This window comes from Pseudomonas sp. NPDC099000 (assembly GCF_044759925.1).
In the GTDB taxonomy this organism is placed as follows: Bacteria; Pseudomonadota; Gammaproteobacteria; order Pseudomonadales; family Pseudomonadaceae; genus Aquipseudomonas.
The window spans coordinates 115,464-138,871 of sequence record NZ_JBIWAF010000014.1; the positions used below are offsets into that span (position 1 = coordinate 115,464).

10 protein-coding genes are annotated in these 23,408 nt (G+C 62.2%); 4 read left to right on the plus strand and 6 right to left on the minus strand.

Annotated elements, in window-relative coordinates; genetic code table 11:
- Positions 1-103 precede the first annotated feature (103 nt).
- The 5 genes from ACIQV9_RS17765 to ACIQV9_RS17785 form a co-directional block, all read right to left on the minus strand.
- Positions 104-901, minus strand: a complete 798-nt coding sequence (locus ACIQV9_RS17765; protein ID WP_403103946.1) for an enoyl-CoA hydratase/isomerase family protein — start codon at positions 899-901, stop codon at positions 104-106.
- Positions 898-2,055 carry a citronellyl-CoA dehydrogenase gene (atuD, locus tag ACIQV9_RS17770; protein ID WP_403103949.1) on the minus strand — a complete coding sequence of 386 codons (1,158 nt, stop codon included), beginning with the start codon at positions 2,053-2,055 and terminating at the stop codon, positions 898-900. Before atuD ends, ACIQV9_RS17765 begins: the two co-directional genes overlap by 4 nt.
- 134 nt (positions 2,056-2,189) lie before the next feature.
- Entirely contained in the window at positions 2,190-3,806 is a 1,617-nt protein-coding gene (gene atuC, locus ACIQV9_RS17775; RefSeq protein WP_403103951.1) for a geranyl-CoA carboxylase subunit beta, read from the minus strand.
- Positions 3,807-3,809: 3 nt separating this feature from the next.
- A complete protein-coding gene (locus ACIQV9_RS17780; RefSeq protein ID WP_403103954.1) occupies positions 3,810-4,679 on the minus strand; it encodes an SDR family oxidoreductase in 870 nt (289 codons plus the stop codon).
- A 12-nt stretch (positions 4,680-4,691) separates the two neighbouring features.
- Complete coding sequence (locus ACIQV9_RS17785) at positions 4,692-6,494, minus strand: acyclic terpene utilization AtuA family protein (protein WP_403103956.1); 1,803 nt, start codon at positions 6,492-6,494, stop codon at positions 4,692-4,694.
- Between the two features lie 177 nt (positions 6,495-6,671).
- On the opposite strand from ACIQV9_RS17785, the gene ACIQV9_RS17790 reads away from it, so the two are divergent.
- The 3 genes from ACIQV9_RS17790 (at position 6,672) to ACIQV9_RS17800 (ending at position 9,298) form a co-directional block, all read left to right on the plus strand.
- Positions 6,672-7,295, plus strand: a complete 624-nt coding sequence (locus ACIQV9_RS17790; protein WP_403103959.1) for a TetR/AcrR family transcriptional regulator — start codon at positions 6,672-6,674, stop codon at positions 7,293-7,295.
- 95 nt (positions 7,296-7,390) lie between these two features.
- Positions 7,391-8,185, plus strand: coding sequence for a substrate-binding periplasmic protein (locus tag ACIQV9_RS17795; protein WP_403103962.1), 795 nt, complete (start codon positions 7,391-7,393; stop codon positions 8,183-8,185).
- Positions 8,186-8,284: 99 nt separating this feature from the next.
- Positions 8,285-9,298, plus strand: a complete 1,014-nt coding sequence (locus ACIQV9_RS17800) for a GNAT family N-acetyltransferase (protein WP_403103964.1) — start codon at positions 8,285-8,287, stop codon at positions 9,296-9,298.
- Positions 9,299-9,439: 141 nt separating this feature from the next.
- Here ACIQV9_RS17800 and ACIQV9_RS17805 read toward each other — a convergent pair whose 3' ends face one another.
- Positions 9,440-9,988: an RNA polymerase factor sigma-70 gene (locus tag ACIQV9_RS17805; protein ID WP_010461205.1), complete on the minus strand. Its 549-nt coding sequence runs from the start codon at positions 9,986-9,988 to the stop codon at positions 9,440-9,442.
- A gap of 366 nt (positions 9,989-10,354) precedes the next feature.
- On the opposite strand from ACIQV9_RS17805, the gene ACIQV9_RS17810 reads away from it, so the two are divergent.
- Positions 10,355-23,338 (plus strand): non-ribosomal peptide synthetase, encoded by a 12,984-nt coding sequence (locus ACIQV9_RS17810; protein ID WP_403103968.1) that lies wholly within the window; start codon positions 10,355-10,357, stop codon positions 23,336-23,338.
- Positions 23,339-23,408 lie beyond the last annotated feature (70 nt).

The following is a 23,408-nucleotide window of genomic DNA, read 5'->3' on the forward strand; positions in this document are numbered from 1 at the left end:
TCCCTGAATTTTGCGGTGAAAGTGATGGCCTCTTCGCGGGCAAGCCTCGCTCCTACAAGGGCATCATCAACCTCTGTAGGAGCGAGGCTTGCCCGCGAAGCTTTTAGGAAGCCCACCCCGGTTTACGTTTTTGCACAAAGGCCATCGTCCCCTCGACCCCTTCAGCCCCGGTCACCGCTTCGCTGAACCACCCGGCCGCTTCATCCAGCAAGGCGTCCGAAGGCTGTCCCGCACTCGCCAGCAATAATTTTTTGGTCGTGGCATTCGCCCCCGGCGCGCAGCACAACACATGGGCGAGGATTTCATCGAGACGCTCGGCCAAGGCTTGCGCGTCATGCTCGACGAAATGCACCAGGCCCATGCGCCGCGCCTGGGTGCCATCGAAACGCGCGGCCGTCAGTGCCAGTCGACGCGCCTGGGTCAGGCCGATGCGCTGGACCACGAATGGCGCGATCTGCGCGGGCAGCAGACCGAGGCTGGTTTCCGGCAGACCGAACTGCGCATTATGATCGGCCAGGGCAACATCACTGACGCACGCGAGCCCCAATCCACCGCCGAGCACCGCGCCTTGCAGCACCGTGATGACCACTTGCGGGGCGTGTTGCACCTCTTGCAGCAGCGCGCCGAACGCTCGGTTCAAATCGCGATAGGCCTGCGTGCCTTGAGCCCGGGAATTGGCCATGTCCTTGATGTCGCCGCCAGCACAAAAATGCCCACCGGCACCACCGATCACCAGCGCACGAACCGCTCGATCATCACGCACTGCGGCCAGCACCGTGCGCAGTTCGGCGACCATCTGCAAGCTCATGGCGTTGCGGCTTTCCGGGCGATTAAGGGTGATGTGCAGCACGCCGTTATGGGATTCGAGCAGCAAGGTCTGGCACACCGGCAGGGCGCTCATTTCTTTTTCCCCGGCAGGATGCCCATGAGTTTGCAGATGATCCCCAGCATGATTTCGTCGGCGCCGCCGCCGATCGACACCAGCCGCACGTCACGGTAGGCGCGGGCCACCGGGTTGTCCCACATGAAGCCCATGCCACCCCAATATTGCAGGCAGCTGTCGCTGACTTCGCGGCCCAGGCGCCCGGCCTTGAGTTTGGCCATTGATGCCAGGCGCGTAACGTCCTGACCTTTGATGTACTGCTCGGTGGCCTGATAGACCAGCGCCCGCAAGCATTCGATTTCGGTCTGCAGTTCGGCCAGGCGGAAGTGAATGACCTGATTGTCGATCAGCGCACTGCCAAAGGTTTTGCGTTCCTTGCAGTACTCGATGGTGCTGTCGACGCAGTATTCCAGGCCCTTGATCATGTTCGCCGCGCCGAACAGACGCTCTTCCTGAAACTGCAGCATCTGCATCATGAAACCCGCGCCTTCATGGCCGATGCGGTTGCGTTGCGGCACGCGCACGTTGTCGAAAAACACCTGGGCGGTTTCCGAACTGCGCATGCCGAGCTTGTCCAGATGCGAACTGAGGCTGATGCCCGGTGTGTTCATCGGCACCATGATCAGCGATTTGTTGACGTGCGGTTTGTCGTCGGAGGTGTTGGCCAGCAGGCAGATGAAGTCGGCGCTCGGCGAGTTGGTGATCCACATCTTGCTGCCGTTGATCACGTAGTCGTGGCCGTCCTTGCGGGCGGTGGTTTTCAAGCCGGCCACGTCGGACCCGGCGCCGACCTCGGAAACGCCGATGCAACCGACTTGTTCGCCGGTGATCGCTGGGCGCAGGAATTCTTCGCGCAGTTCATCGGAGCCGAAGCGGGCGAGGGCAGGCGTGCACATGTCGGTCTGCACGCCGATGGACATCGGGATCCCGCCACAGTGAATCGTGCCGAACTCTTCGGCCGCGACGATCGAATAGCTGTAGTCGAGTCCCATCCCACCGAATTTTTCCGGTTTGGAAATCCCCAGCAGGCCGAGGTCGCCGGCCTTGCGGAAGATCTCGTGGATCGGGAAGCGCCCGGCCTTCTCCCATTCCTCGACGTGTGGATTGATCTCGTGATCGACGAACTGGCGGACCGTGCGACGCAGTGCTTCGTGTTCCTGGGTGAAGATCATTTTTATTGTTCTCCTGACGAACCCGATCGTTCCCACGCTCTGCGTGGTAACGCCTCTATGGACGCTCCGCGTCCGCTCTTTGGGACGCGGAGCGTCCCGGGCTGCATTCCCACGCGGAGCGTGGGAACGATCAACTAAAACCTTGCGATCCCGAAGCTGTTGGTTTGCAGCGGCCGCACTTCGGCCTCGTGACAGATATCCAGCAAGTAACCGAGCAAGGTCCGGGTATCCCGTGGGTCGATCAGCCCGTCATCCCACAGGTTGGCGCTGCCATACAGCGCGGTGGACTGGCTGTCGAGTTTCTGCGCGGTGACCTGTTCCAGCATGTCGAGCATTTTCGGGTCGGGCACCAAGCCGTCCTTGAGCTGTTTGGCCTCAGTGACGATTCGCAGCACCTTGCCGGCCTGGGCGCCGCCCATGACGGCGGTGCGGCTGTTGGGCCAGGCGAAGATGAAACGCGGGTCGAGGCCGCGACCGCACATCGCGTAATTACCGGCGCCATAGGAGCCGCCGACGACGATGGTCAGTTTAGGCACCCGGGCGTTGGCCACCGCCTGGATCATCTTTGCGCCATGCTTGATCACGCCTTGCTGTTCCGATTCGGTGCCGACCATGAACCCGGTGGTGTTATGGAAAAACAGCAGCGGCGTCCGGCTCTGGTCACACAGCTGAATGAATTGCGCTGCTTTGCTCGCTCCCTTGGGGGTGATCGGGCCGTTGTTGCCGATGAATCCACAGGCGCGGCCCTGGATGTGTAAATGCCCGCAAATGGTCTGCTGATCGAACTCACCTTTGAATTCAAGGAAGCTCGAGCCGTCGGCAATCCGCGCGATAATTTCGCGCACGTCATAGGGCTTCTTCGGGTCGTCGGGAATCAGCCCGAGCAGCTCGTCGATCGGGTAGAGCGGGTCTTCCCAGTACCGGGCGGGCGCCACCGGTAGCCGTGCATCCCACGACAGCAGACTGACGATCTCGCGCACCTGACGCACGCCATCGGCATCATTCTCGGCCAGGTATTCGGCGGTGCCGGCGGTTTGCGCGTGCATCTCGGCGCCGCCCAAATCTTCATCGGTGGCGACTTCTCCGGTCGCGGCCTTGAGCAGCGGCGGGCCGGCCAGAAACAGCTTCGCCTTGCCGCGCACCACCACCACGTAATCCGATAGTCCCGGCTGATAAGCCCCGCCCGCCGTGGCCGAGCCGTGGACCACAGTGATCTGCGGCAGCCCCATGGCCGATATCCGCGCCTGATTGGCAAAGCTGCGCGCGCCTTCGACGAAAATCTCTGCGGCGTAATTGAGATTGGCGCCGCCGCTCTCGGCGAGGGTGATCACCGGCAGTTTGTTTTCCATGGCGATCTGTTGCAGGCGCAGGGACTTTTTCAGGCCGCTGGGGGAAATGGTCCCGCCCTTGATTGCGCTGTTGTTCGCCACCACCAGCACCCGCACGCCGGACACGTAGCCGATCCCGGCGATCAAGCCGCCACCGGCTGAGTTGCCGTCCTTGTCGTCGTGCAATTTGTAGCCGGCCAGGCTCGCCAGTTCAAGGAACGGCGCGCCGGGGTCGAGCAGCAGATTGAGGCGTTCACGGGGCAGCAACTGGCCGCGTTTGTCGAATCGGGGCTTGGCTTCGGCCGCCTTGTTCAGCAGGTTTTGTTCGAGCTGGCGGACCTGCTCGATGCCGACCAGCATTGCGGAGCGGTTCTGGGCGAACTGTTCGCTGAACGGATCTAGGTGGGACTGGATCACCGGCATGACTTATTCCTTGTCCTTGAGCACATCAGGAAGGTAGGCGCGGTGAAAACCGTTATACGACTCACTGTTTTGCGCCTTGTGAATCGGCCATGCCCGACCACCCAGGCTCGCCGCTCCATCGATGCGCAGCGTGCTGCCACTGATGAAGCCCGCCGCCGGGCTGAGCAGGAAAACGATCGCCGCGCTGACTTCGGATTCAGTGCCGATGCGCTTGAGCGGCACGTGTTCGCGCAAGGTCGGAATCACTGCTTTGAACGCGCCTTCGTAGGTGTCCATGCCGCTCGAGGCCACCCAGCCCGGCGCCACCGCGTTGACCCGCACCCCGGCATAGCCCCATTCAAAAGCGGCGGTCTTGGTGAGGTTGTCCATGCCCGAACGCGCTGCGCCCGAGTGGCCCATGCCGGGCATGCCGCCCCACATGTCGGCGAGCATGTTGACGATGGCGCCGCCGTGTTTGCTCATCGACTGGTTGAACACTTCCCGGGCCATCAGGAAACCGCCCACCAGGTTGGTGCGCATCACGGTTTCGAAACCCTTCTGATTGATCGAGGCCAGCGGCGACGGGTATTGCCCGCCGGCATTGTTGACCAACCCATGGATCGGGCCATGCTTGCGAATCAACTCGCTGACCAGATGCTTGACCGCTTCTTCTTCACGAATATCGCAGGTGGCCCAATCCGCCTTGCCGCCGTCTTCGGCGATCTCGGCGGCGACGCTTTTCAACTTGTCAGCCTTGCGTCCGACCAACAGCACGTGGGCGCCGAGTGCCGCCAGTTCATGGGCGGTGCACCGACCGATGCCGCTGCCGCCACCGGTGACGATGATGTTTTGGCCTGCAAACACATCGGCTTTGAAAATCGAATCGTATGCCATGGCGACAGTCCTCTAGTTGACCTGGTCGGCGATGCGCTGGGGCACCGGAATCTGGATGTCCAGCAACTGCTGGGCGAAGGCTTTGCCTTGCGGGTCGATTCGCAGGCTGGCCACGCCGCCGCCGCCGAGGGCGTTTTCCAGGAGAAAATTAAAGCTGTGGGTGCCGGGCAAATACCAACGCTCGACACGACCGTGAATCGGGTCGAGGACGTGGCTCATCCAGTCGACCATCACCTCGGGTGTCAGGGCTTCGGCGATCCATGGCAGGTATTCGGGCTCACGGGCCATGACCCCGATGTTGCTGTGATTGCCCTTGTCGCCGGAGCGCGCCACGGCGAGCTTGATCAGGGCCACGCTGGCATCGGCGCGGCCTGTGGGTTGCGGCGGGTCGAACGGAACGGGCAAGTCATCCGGGTCGAGCACATCGACGGCGGGCAGGGCGCACGGATGGCGCTGTCCCTGTAGATCAATGTCCAGCGTGCAGGCGGTTTTGTCGATGAGGAACGAGAACAGCCGGATCAGCGGATAGACCGTCGGCCGTCCGCCGACAATCCCGGTCAACCCCGGCGCCATGCCGGTGGCGGCCTGGGCGATTTCCCGGGAGAACACGATCAACGCCTGTTTGCTCGGATGGCGTACCGCGAGTTTGATCACCACTTCACGGCTGTCCTGGCGTTGGCCGTGGGGGCCGTAAGTGGCCTCGCTGCCCAGCAGTTCAATGTTCACTTCGCTGTAGGGCGCCCAGCCGCGCTGGCTGAAGATGTCCGAAGTCTTGTTGATGATCGCCTGGCTGACCCGTTCGGCCTTGGCCACTGCATCGATTCCGGCGATCAGGCAACTGGCGGTGCAGCGGAAACCATCCGGATACGTGGCGCTGACCTTGTACTGATCGGTGGGCGGCAAGCCTTTTGCGCCATGCACCTGAACCGCGTTTTTACCTTGTTGCACGAGTTTGACCTGGGTGAAATCGCAGACCACGTCAGGCAGCAGGTAGGCCTGGGGGTTGCCGATTTCATAGAGCATCTGTTCACCGACGGTCAGCGGCGTGACCAGGCCGCCGGAACCCTCGGGTTTGCTGACGATGAACTGGCTGTCGGCGCTGACTTCGACGATGGGGAAGCCGATGTGTTCGTAATCGGGTACGTCGCGCCAATCGGTGAAATTGCCGCCGGTGCACTGGGCGCCACATTCGATGATGTGCCCGGCCAATGCAGCCTGGGCCAGTTTGTCGTAGTCATGCCAGGACCAGCCGAATTCATGCACCAGCGCGGCACTGACCACCGCGCTGTCGACGACGCGCCCGGTAATGACGATGTCGGCACCCAAGCGAAGGGCTTCGACAATACCCGGTGCGCCGAGGTAGGCGTTGGTCGACACGCACATCGGCGGCAGGGGCGCACCGCTGAACATTTCATGAAGGCCGCGGCTGCTCAGCTGTTTGAACTGCGGTTGCAGGTCGTCGCCCAACAACACGGCGATCTTCAGTGCCACCCCGGCCTTGTCACAGGCAGCTTGCAAGGCAGCGGCGCAGGCCTGTGGATTGACCCCGCCGGCGTTGCTGATGACGCGGATTTTTTGTTCGGCGAGTTGCCCCAGCAGTGGGCTGAGAACTTCGATGAAGTCGCCCGCGTAGCCTGCCTGCGGATCTTTCATCCGTGCGCCGGCCATGATTGACATCGTGATCTCGGCCAAATAGTCGAAGACCAGATAGTCCAGTTGCCCACCGTGTACCAGTTGCGCGGCGGCGGTCGAGGTATCGCCCCAGAACGCGCTGGCGCATCCGATGCGAATTGTTTCAGGCGCAGTCAATTCCATAACCACCTCCGACAGAAGTGCATCGAGACTACCAAGCAAGCGCTTGGTTTGTAAACGGCTGAAATATCTTCTGCCCGAGCGCTTGCTTGGTTGCCGTCGCCAGCTTAAATTGCCCGCGCAACCCCGCTGTTTTAGCGGCGGCGGCGCATTTGATTGATCGACTGTAGGAGAGAACGGGTGGACGAGCAAAAAGCCCTGGGGGTGATGCGCGAATTGGTCGATAACGGCCAATTGACCGACCCTGACAGCGCCCGCGGCAAACTGCTGCAAGTGGCGGCTCACCTGTTCCGCAACAAAGGGTATGAACGCACCACGGTGCGCGATCTGGCCGGCGCCGTTGGCATTCAGTCGGGCAGCATTTTTCATCACTTCAAAAGCAAGGACGAGATCCTGCGGGCGGTGATGGAGGAAACCATTCGCTACAACACGGCGTTGATGCGCGCCGCCCTGGCCGAGGCCGGCAATGTGCGCGAGCGGGTGCTGGCGCTGATTCGCTGCGAATTGCAGTCGATCATGGGCGGCAGCGGCGAGGCCATGGCGGTGTTGGTGTACGAATGGCGTTCGCTGTCCGAAGACGGGCAGGCGCAGGTGCTGGCGCTGCGCGATATTTACGAAGCGCTTTGGCTGCAGGTGTTGGGTGAAGCCAAGGACGCCGGTTTTATCCGTGGCGATGTGTTCATCACGCGTCGGTTTCTGACGGGTGCGTTGTCCTGGACCACCACCTGGTTTCGTGCCGGCGGCAGCATGAGCCTCGATCAATTGGCCGATGAAGCATTGATTCTTGTCCTCGAAGAAAAGTAATAAGTTGTCATGAATCAGCAGGAAACTGGCTAAGTGGCCGAAACCGCCTAGCTTGAATGCATTGATGGGTATTTTTTGGGGAGTGGGTTGTTTTGATGTCTTCGCCAATTAGGACGGCCACGCGGCTTTTGCTGGCGTCGCTCGCGGTGGTTTGGGTGTTGCCGACCCAGGCTGCGCAGCTGGTGCGGGTCGGTGCCGCACATTTCCCGCCTTATACCGTGCGCCCGGAATCCGGTGCCGACACTGGCCTGCTGCCGCAATTGGTGGAAGCCTTGAATCAATTGCAGAGCGACTATCAGTTCGTTCTGGTGCCGACTTCGATTCCCCGGCGATTCGGTGATTTCAAGCAAGGTCGGGTCGACATGGCCATTTTCGAGAACCCGGACTGGGGCTGGAAGGACATTCCCCACACCAGCGTCGACATGGGGCTTGAAGACGCCGAGATTTTCGTCGCGCAACGTGAGCCCGCTCGCCAGCAAAGCTATTTTGCCGACCTCACCGGCAAGCGTCTGGCGCTGTTCAGCGGCTATCACTACGAGTTCGCCAACTTCAATGCCGACCCGAAATTCCTCGCGCAGAACTACGACGCCACGCTGACCTATTCCCATGACAGCAACCTGCTGATGGTGCTGCGCGGGCGGGCAGACATTGCTCTGGTGACGCGCTCCTACCTGAGCGATTACCTGCTGCGCAACGAGCAAGTGGCCGATCAGCTGCTGGTGTCCCAACGCATCGATCAGGTCTATCACCACTACGCGATCCTGCGTCCGGAAGCGCCGATCACTGGCGTTGCATTCGGCAAGTTGCTGCAAGGGTTGCGGGACAATGGGCAGATGCTGAAGATTTTCGATCCGTACAAGATTGCGGTGGTGCCGGTGCCCAAACCCTGAAGGGCGCCGCAGGTCGCGTCATTCGCGACTTCACTTAAATTTCCTGCCCCGGCTCACGTCACATGGTTGAACTGTCGACGATTATCGTGAGCCCGACCCATGCCCAATCTGAATGACCTGACTGCCCTGGCCTTGCCCGACGGAAGCCGTCTTGTAGCTGATGAAACCGAGAGCCGCCTGCACCTCAGCCTGGAAGGGCAGCCGCTGATCGAGCTGCGCCTGACTCGCGAACCCGAGGTGCAGGTGCAGGTCGAAAAGCGCTTCGACACGCCTGAGGGACAGGCGCTCTGGGCCGCCTGCTATTGGCTTTTTGCCCGTGATCCGGCGTGCCAGCACCTGAGTTTTCAACTGCAGCAGTCGCCCGCCGACGCTTTGGCGAGCGGTTTGCTGACTCCCACCGACACGGCCGGCCAATACCGCTGCGAACGCACGCTGTTCTGGCAATTGCCCCAGCCTTGGCTAGGCAAGTCGCCGGCAGCCAGTTATCCCCAGCGCATGGTCATCAGTGGCGGCAAGCGTCATCCGCTGCGCCCGTTAAAACCCCGGGGTGAAGTCTATCGGCGCTTCGACGCGCGGCTCGGTACCTGGATTTCCCTGCGCACGCTGGACATCGACCTGGACCTGGCGCGTTTCAATCGCTGGCAGAACAGCCCGCGGGTCGCGAGTTTCTGGCAGGAGGAAGGCAGCCTTGAGCAGCACCGCGAGTACCTGAGCAAACTCGAAGCCGATCCTCACACCCTGACCCTGATCGGTTGTTTCGATGATCAGCCGTTCGCCTATTTCGAAGCCTATTGGGCCAAAGAAGATCGCATCGCGCCGTTCTATGATGTCGGCGATTACGACCGTGGTATCCACATGCTGGTGGGTGAAGAAAATCACCGCGGTCCGCACAAGGTGGCGAGCTGGTTATCGGCGTTGACGCATTTCCTGTTTCTCGATGATCCGCGCACTCAGCGAGTGGTCGCCGAGCCTCGTGCCGACAACGGGAAGATGATCGGGTATATGCAGAACCAGGGTTACCACTGCGAGAAAGAGTTCGACTTCCCGCATAAACGCGCGGCGTTGATGATGCTGGGGCGGGAGCAGTTTTTTGATCGGTGTGCACTGGCGTGATGCTTATGGCTCAAGGTTTGCCCTGACCTTGAGTGCCCCATCGCGAGCAGGCTCGCTCCTACATTGGATCTCCAGTGAACACCAAAGATCAAATGTAGGAGCGAGCCTGCTCGCGATTGGGGTCACCGCAAATTTCAGATCTTAGCGACGGGCAAAGGTATCCACACGATTGCCCGACACCTTGCGGCAGTGCACCAAAGCATCGCGAATCATGAAGTTCACCAGGGTCGGCGAGACGCCGAGTTCCTTGGCGATGTCCTTTTGCGGCACGCCGTGCAGGCGGTACATCTCGAAGGCGTAACGGGTGCGGCTGGGCAGCTCCGTCAGTGCATCGGCGATGTTTTCCAGGGTCGAGAAATTGATGTGCGAGGTTTCCGGTGAAGCACCCTGAATCACCACGTTCAGACCTTCCTCTTCCGGCCCGGAGTACTTCTGCTCCAGCGCCTGCTTGCGATAGTGGTCGATCGCCAGGTTGCGCACGATCTGGAACAGATAACTGAGCTGAGCCTTGAAGGACGACGTGATTTGCGGCGCCGATTGCAGCCGAAAAAACGCATCCTGGACCACGTCTTCAGCACGCGACCGGCAGCCGGTAATCCGCGCTGCAATCTTGACCAGAATCAGTCGGTTGTCGACGAAGGCCTGAAGTAGCGGTGAATCGCACCTGCTTGTGGATACTTGTTCCGTCATGGAAATCACCTTGCTGCCAATAGGTTGGTGGGGCGGCGGGGGGGAGCCGTCCTACACATCGAGCGACAAATTATTCTGAATGATAATGATTGTCAATTGAGAAAGAGAACTAATGCTCCTCAGAGGTGCGGAGTGAGAACTGCGACACGCTGTCGCAGGCCAGCCCCGCTGGCGATCAAGCCGGCCGACTAATTATTTCAAGACGTCATCCGTTCTCATTGGTGAAAGGTGCCGGGTAAATCCCGGCCATAACCGCATTCCCAATGCCTTGCGCAGTCGGCGAAGACCGCGTCCTGCATGCCCTTCAGTGGGCATGACGTAAGAAAACCGATTCCATTTGCAAGCCGAATTCAGGCAGGAAACCTCATGACCGACGCGTTCGAACTCCCAAGCAATCTGGTCCAAGCCCTCCAGCGCCGCGCGGCCCTGACGCCGGATCGGGTGGCCTTGCGTTTTCTCGCCGACACCCCGGATCAGGCTGTGGTGCTCAGTTATCGCGAGCTGGATCAGAGAGCGCGAACCATTGCCGGTGCGTTGCAGGCCGAGGCTGAATTCGGCGATCGCGCCGTGCTGCTGTTCCCCAGTGGCCCGGATTACGTCGCGGCGTTTTTTGGCTGCTTGTACGCCGGGGTGATCGCGGTGCCGGCTTATCCGCCGGAGTCGGCTAAACGTCATCACCAGGAACGCCTGCTGTCGATCATCAGCGATGCCGAGCCGCGCCTGCTGCTGACCAGCGCCGGCCTGCGCGACGCCTTGCTGCAGATTGAAGGTGCGCCGCCGCTGCTGTGCGTCGACACCCTCGACGGTGCCTTGGCCGGCCGCTGGGCCGAGCCGAACCTGGCGGACGACCACATCGCCTTCCTGCAATACACCTCCGGCTCCACCGCGTTGCCCAAAGGCGTGCAGGTCAGCCACGGCAACCTGGTAGCCAACGAACTGCTGATCCGTCGTGGCTTCGGTATCGATCTGAACCCGGATGATGTGATCGTCAGCTGGCTGCCGCTGTACCACGACATGGGCCTGATCGGCGGTCTGTTGCAGCCGATTTTCAGCGGCGTGCCGTGCGTGTTGATGTCGCCGGCGTACTTCCTTGGTCGGCCATTGCGCTGGCTGGAAGCGATCAGCGAATACGGCGGCACCATCAGCGGCGGCCCCGATTTCGCCTATCGCCTGTGCAGCGAGCGTGTCAGCGAATCGGCACTGGAGCGCCTCGACCTGAGCGGCTGGCGCGTGGCGTATTCCGGCTCCGAACCGATTCGTCTCGACACCCTGGATCGCTTTGGCGAGAAGTTCGCGGCGTGCGGTTTCACCACCGACAGTTTCATGGCGTCTTACGGGTTGGCCGAAGCCACCTTATTCGTCGCCGGAACCCCGCGCGGTCAGGGCATTGGCAACCTACGCGTGGACGATCAAGCCTTGGCCCAAAACCGTGCAGAGGCCGGCGAAGGCAGCGCGATCATGAGTTGCGGGATCAGTCAGCTGGATCACGCGGTGCTGATTGTCGACCCGGTCGCGCTCAATGAACTCGCCGATAACGCAATCGGCGAAGTCTGGGCCGCCGGGCCGAGCATCGCCCATGGCTACTGGCGCAACCCCGAGGCCAGCGCCAAGACTTTCGTCCGGCACAACGACCGGACCTGGCTGCGCACTGGCGACCTGGGTTTCATGCGTGACGGTGAGCTGTTCATCACCGGGCGCCTGAAAGACATGCTGATCGTTCGTGGTCACAACCTGTACCCGCAGGACATCGAACAGACCGTCGAACGCGAAGTGGAAGTGGTGCGCAAAGGTCGCGTCGCCGCTTTCGCGGTCAACATCGACGGTCAGGAGGGCATCGGCATCGCCGCGGAAATCAGCCGCAGCGTGCAAAAAATTCTCCCGCCCGAAGCGTTGATCAAAGCCATCCGCCAGGCCGTGGCCGAGGCGTATCAGGAAGCGCCGAGCGTGGTGGTGCTGCTCAATCCGGGCGCATTGCCCAAGACCTCAAGCGGCAAACTGCAACGCTCGGCCTGCCGCAATCGTCTGGCGGACGGCAGCCTCGACAGCTATGCGCTGTTCCCGTCGGCAGACGTTCAAAGCGAATCCAAAACCGAATCAGGTTCCGAACTGCAAACCCTGATCGGCCAGATCTGGAGCGAGCAACTGCAGGTCAAACAGGTCAACGCTGACGACCACTTCTTCCTGCTGGGTGGCAATTCCATCGCCGCCACTCAAGTGGTTGCGCGGCTGCGTGAAGCGCTGGGTCTGGAGCTGAACCTGCGCCTGCTCTTCGAAGCGCCAACCCTCGGCGCGTTCACCGCCGCTGTCGCTCAGTTACAACACGATGGCGGCCTGGCCCAGGGCGCGATCACCCCGCTGTCGCGCAACGAACCGATCCCGCAATCCCTGGCGCAAAACCGTCTTTGGATCACTTGGCAACTCGACCCGCACAGCAGCGCCTACAACATTCCCGGTGCCTTGCGCCTGCGTGGCGAGCTGGACGAAGACGCCTTGCGCGCCAGTTTCCAGCAACTGATCGAGCGTCATGAGTCCCTGCGCACTCGCTTCTTCGAACGTGATGGCGTGGCGCTGCAACAGGTCGATGCGGCGGGCGAATTCAACCTGCAATTGATCGACATCAGCGACCTGCCCGCCGAGGAGCGTGAAGCCCGCGCGCTGCAAATCCGTGAGGACGAAGCCCGCACCCAGTTCGATCTGGAGAAAGGCCCGCTGCTGTGGGTAACGCTGGTGCGCCTCGACGACGAGGACCATCAACTGCTGGTGACGATGCACCACATCATCGCCGATGGCTGGTCGCTGAATGTGCTGATCGACGAGTTTTCGCGCCTGTATGCCGCTGCCTCCCAGGGACAAAAAGCCACGCTTCCCGCATTGCCAACTCAATACGCCGACTACGGCAGCTGGCAGCGTCAATGGCTGGCGCAAGGGGAGGGCGAGCGTCAACTCGCCTACTGGAAAGCACAGTTGGGTGACGAACATCCGACCCTGAACCTGGCCACCGATCACCCGCGCTCGGCGCAGCACATTCACAGCGCCGCCCGCCATTCGATAGAGCTGGCCGCGACCTTGAGCGATGCCATTCGCCAGACCGCCCAGGTGCATGAATCGACGCCGTTCATGCTGTTGCTCGCCGCGTTCCAGAGTCTGTTGCAGCGCTACAGCGGTCAGCGTGACATCCGCATCGGCGTGCCGAATGCCAACCGCCCGCGCCTGGAAACCCAAGGGCTGATCGGCTTCTTCATCAACACCCAGGTGCTGCGTGCCGAGGTCGATTCGCGCCTGTCATTCGTGGAACTGTTGGCGCAAACCCGCCAGGCCGCGCTGGGCGCACAAGCGCATCAGGATCTGCCGTTCGAACAACTGCTCGAAGCCTTCCCGCAAGCTCGCGAGCAAGGCCTGTTCCAGGTGATGTTCAACCACCAGCAGCGGGATTTGAGCGCACTGCGCCGCCTGCCTGGATTGCTCGCCGAAGAACTGCCGTGGCACAGCCGCGAAGCCAAGTTCGACCTGCAACTGCACAGCGAAGAAGACCAGAAGGGTCGCCTGAGCCTGTCCTTCGACTACGCCAGCGAGCTGTTCGACGCGTCGACCATCCAGCGCTTGGCCGAGCATTTCAGCAACCTGCTGCGGGCCGTTTGCGAACAACCGTCCACCGCCATCGGCGACCTGCCACTGCTGACCCCAAGCGAACACGATCGACAAAAATCCTGGAGCGCCGCACCCTGCGCACCGGCCAGCCAATGGTTGCCGGAACAGCTCAACGAACAGGCGCGCCAGACCCCGGAACGCATCGCGCTGATGTGGGACGGCGGCAGCCTCGATTTCGCCGAGCTGCACACCCAGGCCAACCGTCTGGCCCATTACCTGCGCGACAAAGGTGTCGGCCCGGATGTCTGCGTGGCCATCGCCGCCGAACGTTCGCCGCAATTGCTGATCGGCCTGCTGGCGATCATCAAGGCCGGTGGCGCCTATGTGCCGCTGGACCCGGATTATCCGGCTGAGCGCCTGGCCTACATGCTCAGTGACAGTGGCGTCGAGTTGCTGCTGACCCAGACCCAATTGCTGGATCGATTGCCGGCCACCGACGGCGTCAGCGTGATCGCCATGGACGCCTTGCATCTGGAGAACTGGCCGAGCCAGGCACCGGGCCTGCACCTGCACGGCGACAACCTGGCCTACGTGATTTACACCTCGGGTTCCACCGGTCAACCCAAGGGTGTCGGCAACACCCACGCGGCGCTCGCCGAGCGCCTGCAATGGATGCAGAACACCTACGGTTTGAACGACACCGACGTGCTGATGCAAAAAGCCCCGATCAGTTTCGACGTGTCGGTGTGGGAGTGCTTCTGGCCGTTGATTACCGGGGCGCGCTTGTTGATTGCCGGCCCCGGTGAGCACCGCGATCCGCATCGCATCGCGCAGTTGGTCCAGCAATACGGCGTGACCACGCTGCACTTCGTACCGCCGCTGCTTTCGCTGTTCATCGATGAGCCGCTGACCGCCGAATGCACCAGCCTGCGCCGGGTGTTCTCCGGTGGCGAAGCCTTGCCTGCTGAACTGCGCAACCGCGTGCTGGAACAGTTGCCGGCCGTGCAACTGCACAACCGCTACGGCCCGACCGAAACCGCAATCAACGTCACCCATTGGCACTGCACCCGCGCCGATGGCGAGCGCTCGCCGATTGGCCGTCCGTTGGGCAACGTGCTGTGCCGTGTACTCGACAGCGACCTCAACCCGGTACCGGCCGGTGTGCCGGGTGAGCTGTGCATCAGCGGCATCGGCCTGGCCCGTGGCTATCTGGGCCGTCCGGGCCTGACTGCCGAACGGTTTGTCGTCGATCCACTGGGCGAGCAGGGCGCGCGTCTGTACCGCACTGGCGACCGCGCACGTTGGACCGCCGATGGCGTGATCGAATACCTCGGTCGCCTCGATCAGCAGGTCAAGCTGCGCGGCTTCAGGGTTGAACCGGAAGAAATCGAAGCCCGTTTGCTGGCCCAGGAGGGCGTTGCCCAAGCCGTGGTGCTGGTGCGCGAAACGGCTGCCGGTGGCCAGTTGATCGGTTACTACACCGCCACCGAAACCAGCGAAACCGAAGACGCGCAAACCGCACGCCTGAAAACCGCACTGGCGGCTGAACTGCCCGAATACATGGTCCCAGCGCAGCTGATGCGCCTGGACGAAATGCCCCTGAGCCCGAGCGGCAAACTCGACCGTCTAGCCTTGCCCGAACCGCAATGGCAAGTGCGCGAACACGTCGAACCGGTGACGGCGCTGGAGCAACAAATCGCCGGCATCTGGCGCGAAGTGCTGGGCCTTGCGCAGATCGGCCTGCGCGACGATTTCTTCGCCCTCGGCGGCCATTCGTTGCTGGCCACGCAAATCATTTCCCGTACCCGTCAGGCCTGTGACGTCGAGTTGCCGCTGCGTGCGCTGTTCGAAAACAGCGAGCTGGGCGCCTTCGCCGAACAGGTGCAATTGATCCAGGCCAGCGGCAACACCAACCAGCAACCGCCGATCGAGAAAGTCGACCGCAACCAACCGGTGCCGCTGTCCTATTCCCAGCAGCGCATGTGGTTCCTCTGGCAGATGGAGCCGGACAGCCCGGCCTACAACGTCGGCGGCATGGCGCGGTTGCGCGGTGTACTCGATGTCGTGCGTTTCGAAGCGGCGTTGCAAGCGCTGATCATGCGGCACGAAACCCTGCGGACTACGTTCCCGAGCGTCGACGGCGTGGCCCGTCAGCAGGTGCATGCCGAGACGGGCGTGCGCATGGACTGGAAGGATTTTTCGACACTGGCCGCTGACATCCGCGAGCAGCGTGTGCAGCAACTGGCCGACGATGAAGCACACCTGCCGTTCGATCTGGAAACCGGTCCGCTGTTGCGCGCCTGTCTGGTGAAAACCGCCGAGCAGGAGCACTACTTTGTCCTGACCCTGCACCACATCGTCACCGAAGGCTGGGCGATGGACATCTTCGCCCGGGAACTGAGCGCGCTGTACGAAGCGTTCGTCGATGACCGCGAATCACCGCTGGCACCGCTGCCGGTGCAGTACCTCGACTACAGCGTCTGGCAGCGCCAGTGGCTGGAGTCCGGCGAACGTCAGCGCCAGCTCGACTACTGGACCGCGCAACTGGGCCGCGAACATCCGCTGCTCGAATTGCCCGCCGACCGTCCGCGTCCGCCGGTGCAAAGCCATCAGGGTGAATTGTTCCGTTTCGACCTGAGCGATGACCTCGCCGCCCGGGTCCGCGCCTTCAACGCGCAAAACGGCCTGACCCTGTTCATGACCATGACCGCCGCGCTGGCCGTGCTGCTTTACCGCTACAGCGGCCAGACCGACCTGCGCATCGGCGCACCGGTGGCCAACCGGATTCGCCCGGAAAGCGAAGGGCTGATCGGGGCGTTCCTCAACACCCAGGTGTTGCGTTGCCAGCTCGACGGGCAGATGTCCATCGGCGAATTGTTCGAGCAGGTTCGCCACACGGCGATAGAAGGCCAGTCCCATCAGGACCTGCCGTTCGATCACTTGGTCGAAGCCTTGCAGCCTCCGCGCAGCGCCGCCTACAACCCGCTGTTCCAGGTGATGTGCAACGTACAGCGCTGGGAGTTCCAGCAAAGCCGCACGCTGGCCGGTATGACCGTCGAGTACCTGGCCAACGATGCCCGGGCGACCAAGTTCGACCTCAACCTGGAAGTCACCGACCTCGATCATCGACTGGGTTGCTGCCTGACTTACAGCACCGATTTGTTCGATGAACCGCGCATTGCGCGCATGGCCGGGCACTGGCGTAATTTGCTGGAAGCGCTGCTGACCGATCCGCAACAGCGCCTCAGCGAACTGCCGTTGCTCGAAGCCACGGAACAGCAAAAGCTACTGGACAGCCTTGGCGTCGAACCGGGCGAACATCGCCTTGACCAGTGCATTCATCACCTGTTCAGCGAGCAGGCGCTGGCCCGCAAGGACGCGCCGGCCCTGACCTTCGCCGGTCAAACCCTGAGCTACGCCGAACTCGACAGCCGTGCCAATCGCCTGGCCTGGATGCTCCGCGAGCGCGGTGTCGGCCCGCAGGTTCGCGTTGGCCTGGCGCTTGAGCGTTCGCTGGAAATGGTCGTCAGCTTGCTGGCGATCCTCAAGGCCGGCGGTGCTTATGTGCCGCTGGACCCGGAGTACCCGCTTGATCGCCTGCACTACATGATCGAAGACAGCGGCCTCGGTTTGCTGCTCAGCGACGCGGCAATGTTCGACGCGCTCGGCGAATTGCCGGCAACCGTTGGCCGTTGGTGCCTCGAAGAGGACGCCGCCGCGTTGGCCCATTACCCGGCCACCGAACTGCCGTTTATCAGCCTGCCGCAGCATCAGGCGTACTTGATTTACACCTCGGGCTCCACCGGCAAGCCGAAAGGCGTGGTGGTGTCCCACGGTGAAATCGCCATGCATTGTCGCGCGGTGATCAAGCGTTTCGGCATGCGTCCGGACGATTGCGAACTGCATTTCTATTCAATCAACTTCGACGCCGCCACCGAGCGTTTGCTGGTGCCGCTGTTGAGCGGTGCGCAAGTGGTTTTGCGTGCCCAAGGCCAATGGGACGCGGAAGAAATCTGCGGGCTGATCCGTCGCCACCACATCAACATCCTCGGTTTCACCCCAAGTTACGGCAGCCAATTGGCGCAGTGGCTGGCGACCCAGGGCGAAACCTTGCCGGTGCGCATGTGCATCACCGGCGGCGAAGCCCTGACCGGCGAACACCTGACGCGAATTCGTGCGGCGTTCAAGCCGAGCCTGTTCTTCAACGCCTATGGCCCGACCGAAACCGTGGTCATGCCATTGGCCAGTCTCGCGCCGGAACAGCTTGAAGAAGGTTTGGGCAGCGTGCCGATCGGCAGCGTGATCGGCGCGCGGGTGGCGTACATCCTCGACGCGGACCTGGCCTTGGTGCCGCAAGGCGCGACCGGCGAGTTGTACATCGGCGGTGCCGGTCTGGCGCAGGGTTATCACCAGCGTCCGGGCATGACCGCCGAGCGATTCGTGGCTGATCCGTTCGCCGCCGATGGTGGGCGTCTGTATCGCACCGGCGACCTGGTGCGCCAGCGTGCCGATGGTTTGGTGGAGTACCTCGGTCGCATCGACCATCAAGTGAAAATTCGTGGTTTCCGCATCGAGTTGGGCGAGATCGAAACCCGTCTGCTGGAGCATGAGTCGATCCGCGAAGCCGTGGTTCTGGCCCTCGACGCACCGAGTGGCAAACAACTGGTCGGCTATCTGGTGACCGACATCGCCGAGCAGGACGAAACCCAACAAGCGGCACTGCGCGAAGCCTTGAAGCATTACCTCAAGTCGCAACTGCCGGATTACATGGTGCCGACGCACCTGATCCTGCTCGCCAGCATGCCGCTGACCGCCAACGGCAAACTCGACCGTCGCGCTTTGCTGGCGCCGGACCCGGAACTCAACCGTCAGCACTACGTGGCACCGAGCAGCGAGCTGGAACTGACCTTGGCCGGCATCTGGTGCGAAGTGCTGAACGTCGAGCAAGTGGGACTCAACGACAACTTCTTCGAACTGGGCGGCGATTCGATTCTGTCGATCCAGGTGGTCAGCCGTGCGCGGCAGCAGGGCATTCATTTCAGTCCGCGTGACCTGTTCCAGCACCAGACCGTGCAGACCCTGGCCGCCGTGGCGACCCGCACCGAACAAGTCACTGCCGAACAGGGCCTGCTCACCGGCGAATCGCGTCTGACGCCGATCCAGCATTGGTTCTTCGATACGGAGATTCCTGAGCGTCAGCACTGGAACCAGGCATTGCTGCTGGAGCCGACCGTCGCGCTGGAACCCCATCGCCTGGAGCAAGCGCTGCTGGCGGTGATCGAGCAGCACGATGCCTTGCGGCTGCGTTTCACCCGCAGCGACGCGCAATGGCGCGCCGAGCATCAGGCGATTTCCGACGTGCCAGTGCTGTGGCAAGTGCGTGTTTCGTCCATGGACAAATGCGCCGCGCTGTTCGCCGATGCCCAGCGCAGCCTCGACCTCGAACACGGGCCGCTGATGCGCGTGCTGCTGGTCAATGGTCCCGAGGGCGAACAACGGCTGTTCATCGCCATTCACCACCTGGTGGTGGACGGTGTTTCGTGGCGGGTGCTGCTGGACGATCTGCAAACCGTCTACCGTCAATTGGACGCCCAGCAGTCGGTCAAACTGCCGGCGAAAACCAGTGCGTTCAAGGATTGGTCCGCCCGTTTGCAGGCCTATGCCGGCAGCGAATCCCTGCGTGAAGAACTGAGCTGGTGGCAGTCGCAACTGGCCGGGCCGAACGCCGAATTGCCGTGTGATCGTCCCGAGGGCGGTCGGCAGAACCGGCATGCGCAGACCGTCAGCGTGCGCCTCGATGCCGAGCGGACTCGCCAATTGCTGCAACAGGCGCCGAGTGCCTATCGCACCCAGGTCAACGACCTGCTGCTGACCGCGTTGGCCCGTGTGCTGTGCAACTGGAGTGGACAGGAATCGGCGCTGATTCAACTCGAAGGCCACGGCCGCGAAACCCTGTTCGACGAAATCGACCTGACCCGCACCGTCGGCTGGTTCACCAGCGCTTATCCATTACGCCTCGTGCCGGCGAACGGGCAGGGCGCCTCGATCAAGGCGATCAAGGAACAACTGCGCGCCGTACCGCACAAAGGCCTGGGTTATGGCGTGTTGCGTTACCTGGCCGATGATCAGAGTCGTCAGACCCTGGCCGGATTGCCGGTGGCGCCGATCACCTTCAACTACCTCGGTCAGTTCGACCAGAGCTTCGGTGCGGACGCCTTGTTCCGTCCGCTGGATGAACCGGTCGGCGCGGCCCACGATCCGCATGCGCCGCTACCCAATGAACTGAGCGTTGACAGCCAAGTGTATGGCGGTGAATTGGTGCTGCGCTGGACCTTCAGCGCCGAACGCCATGACTCGCAAACCATCACCGACCTGGCGAACGCTTACCTGGGAGAACTGCAAAGCCTGATCGAGCATTGCTTGCAGGACGATGCCGGCGGCCTGACGCCGTCGGACTTCCCGTTGGCCAGACTGACTCAACCACAACTCGATGCGCTACCAATTCCGGCCGCCGTCATCGAAGACGTCTACCCGCTGACCCCGATGCAGGAAGGCATGCTGCTGCACACCTTGCTGGAACCGGGCACCGGTCTCTACTACATGCAGGACCGCTACCGCATCAACAGCGAACTCGACCCGCAGCGATTCGCCCAGGCCTGGCAAGCGGTGATCGCCCGTCACGAAGCGCTGCGCGCATCGTTCTGCTGGAACGTCGGCGAAGACATGTTGCAGGTGATCCACAAACCCGGCAGCACGCCGATCGAGGTCCTCGACTGGACGGAAATTGCCGAAGCCGAGCAGGAGCCGAAACTGCAAGCGCTGCTCAAAAGCGAGCGCGAAGCCGGGTTCGATCTGCTTAACCAGGCGCCGTTCCACCTGCGCTTGATCAAGGTCGGCGCGGCGCGTTACTGGTTCATGATGAGCAACCACCACATCCTCATCGATGCCTGGTGCCGCTCGCTGTTGATGAACGATTTCTTCGAGATCTACACCGCCCTCGGCGAAGGTCGCGAAGCGCAACTCGCCGTACCGCCGCGTTATCGCGATTACATCGGCTGGCTGCAACGCCAGAGCCTGGCCGAGGCGCGGCAGTGGTGGAAAACCAACCTGCAAGGTTTCGAGCGGACCACGCCGATCCCGAGCGACCGACCGTTCCTGCGTGAACATGCCGGTGAAAGCGGCGGCATGATCGTCGGTGACCGTTACACCCGTCTCGATGCCCGTGACGGTGCGCAACTGCGGGAACTGGCGCAGGCGCATCAGCTGACCATCAACACTTTCGCCCAAGCGGCGTGGGCCTTGGTGCTGCGGCGTTTGAGCGGTGATCGCGACGTGCTGTTCGGCGTCACGGTGGCCGGGCGTCCGGTGGACATGCCGCAGATGCAGCGCACCGTCGGGCTGTTCATCAACAGCATCGCGCTGCGGGTGAAAATGCCCGAAGACGATCAGCGTTGCAGCGTGCGTCAGTGGTTGAGCGGTTTGCTCGATAGCAACATGCAACTGCGCGAGTACGAATACCTGCCGCTGGTGAGCATTCAGGAAAACAGCGAACTGCCTAAAGGCCAACCGCTGTTCGACAGCCTGTTCGTGTTCGAAAACGCCCCGGTGGAAGTCTCGGTGCTGGACCGTGCGCAAAGCCTTAATGCCACGTCGGATTCGGGCCGCACGCACACCAACTTCCCGCTGACGGCGGTCTGCTATCCGGGCGATGACCTGGGGCTGCACCTGTCTTACGACCAGCGTTATTTCGACGAATCGACCGTCGAGCGCATGCTGGGTGAGTTCAAGCGTCTGCTGCTGGCGCTGGTCGACGGTTTCCATGGCGACATGGCGGACTTGCCTTTGCTGGGCGCCGAGGAGCAGGACTTCCTGATCCACGGTTGCAATCAGAGTGAGCACGATTACCCGCTGGAACAAAGCTATGTCGCCTTGTTCGAAGCGCAGGTCGCTCAGCATCCGCAGCGGATTGCCGCCAGTTGCCTGGATCAGCAACACAGTTATGTCGAGCTGAACCAACGCAGTAACCGCCTCGGTCATGCGTTGATCGCGGCCGGGGTCGGGCTGGATCAACCGGTGGCGTTGCTGGCTGAACGCAACCTCGATCTGCTCGGCATGATCATCGGCAGCTTCAAGGCGGGCGCCGGTTATCTGCCGCTGGACCCGGGGCTGCCGAGCCAGCGTCTGAGCCGGATCATCGACCTGAGCCGCACACCGTTGCTGGTCTGCACGCAGGCCTGTCAAGAGCAGGCGGTCGCGCTACTGGATGAGTTCAGTTGCGCCAATCGGCCGAGGTTGCTGGTCTGGGAAGACGTGCAGGCGAGCGCTGCATCGGTGGCGAATCCGCAGATTTACAGCGGCCCGGACAACCTCGCCTATGTGATCTACACCTCGGGTTCCACCGGTTTGCCGAAAGGTGTGATGGTCGAGCAGCGCGGCATGCTCAACAACCAGTTGAGCAAGGTGCCGTACCTGAATCTCAGCGATGCCGACGTGATCGCCCAGACCGCTTCGCAAAGCTTCGACATTTCGGTGTGGCAGTTCCTCGCCGCGCCGCTGTTCGGGGCACGGGTGGACATCGTCCCGAACACCATCGCCCACGATCCGCAAGGGTTGCTGGCGCACGTGTCGGCCCAGGGCATCACGGTGCTGGAAAGCGTGCCGTCGCTGATTCAGGGCATGCTCGCCCAGGAACGCATGAGCCTCGACGGCCTGCGCTGGATGCTGCCGACGGGTGAAGCGATGCCGCCGGAACTGGCGCATCAATGGCTGCTGCGCTACCCGGATATCGGGCTGGTGAATGCCTATGGCCCGGCGGAATGCTCGGACGACGTGGCGTTCTTCCGCGTTGACATGGCCTCGCCCCGTGGCAGTTATCTGCCGATCGGTACGCCGACCGACAACAACCGTTTATACCTGCTCGATGGCGCGCTGGACCTGGTGCCATTGGGTGCGGTGGGCGAGTTGTGCGTCGCCGGCACCGGGGTCGGGCGCGGTTATGTCAGCGATCCGCTGCGCACCGCCCAGGTGTTTGTACCGAACCCGTTCGGCGCGCCGGGGGATCGTCTGTATCGCACTGGCGACCTGGCTCGTCGTCGCAGTGACGGCGTGCTGGAATACGTCGGGCGCATCGACCATCAAGTGAAGATTCGCGGTTACCGCATCGAGCTGGGTGAAATCGAAGCGCGTCTGCATGAGCAGCCGGAAGTGCGCGAAGCAGCGGTCGGTGTGCAGAAAGGCGTGAACGGCAAGCACCTGGTCGGCTACCTGGTGGCGGCTGACTCGGCGCTGAACCCGACCGAGCGCCTGGAGCGCATCAAGCAACGCCTGCGCGCCGAACTGCCGGAATACATGGTGCCGCTGCACTGGTTGTGGCTGGAGCGGATGCCGCTCAATGCCAACGGCAAACTCGACCGCAATGCGCTGCCGGCGCTGGAGATCGGCCAGTTGCAGAGCCAGGATTATCAGGCGCCGCGAACTGAGCTGGAGCAGACGCTGGCGGATATCTGGGCTGAAGTGCTGAAGGTCGAGCAGGTGGGTGTTCAGGACAACTTCTTCGAGCTGGGTGGGCATTCGTTGCTGGCGACGCAGATCGCTTCGCGGGTGCAGAAAACCCTGCAACGTGATGTGCCATTGCGGGCGATGTTCGAGTGCAGCACGGTGTCGGAGTTGGCCGAGTACATCGACGGGTTGGCGGCGAGTGATATCACCGAGGAGAAGGTGGATCGCCTCAATGACTTGATGGCGGAGCTGGAGGGGCTTTGATTTTCTAGCGTTTGTGCGGGCCTCTTCGCGGGCAAGCCTCGCTCCTACAGGATTTGTGTCGTTCGCAATT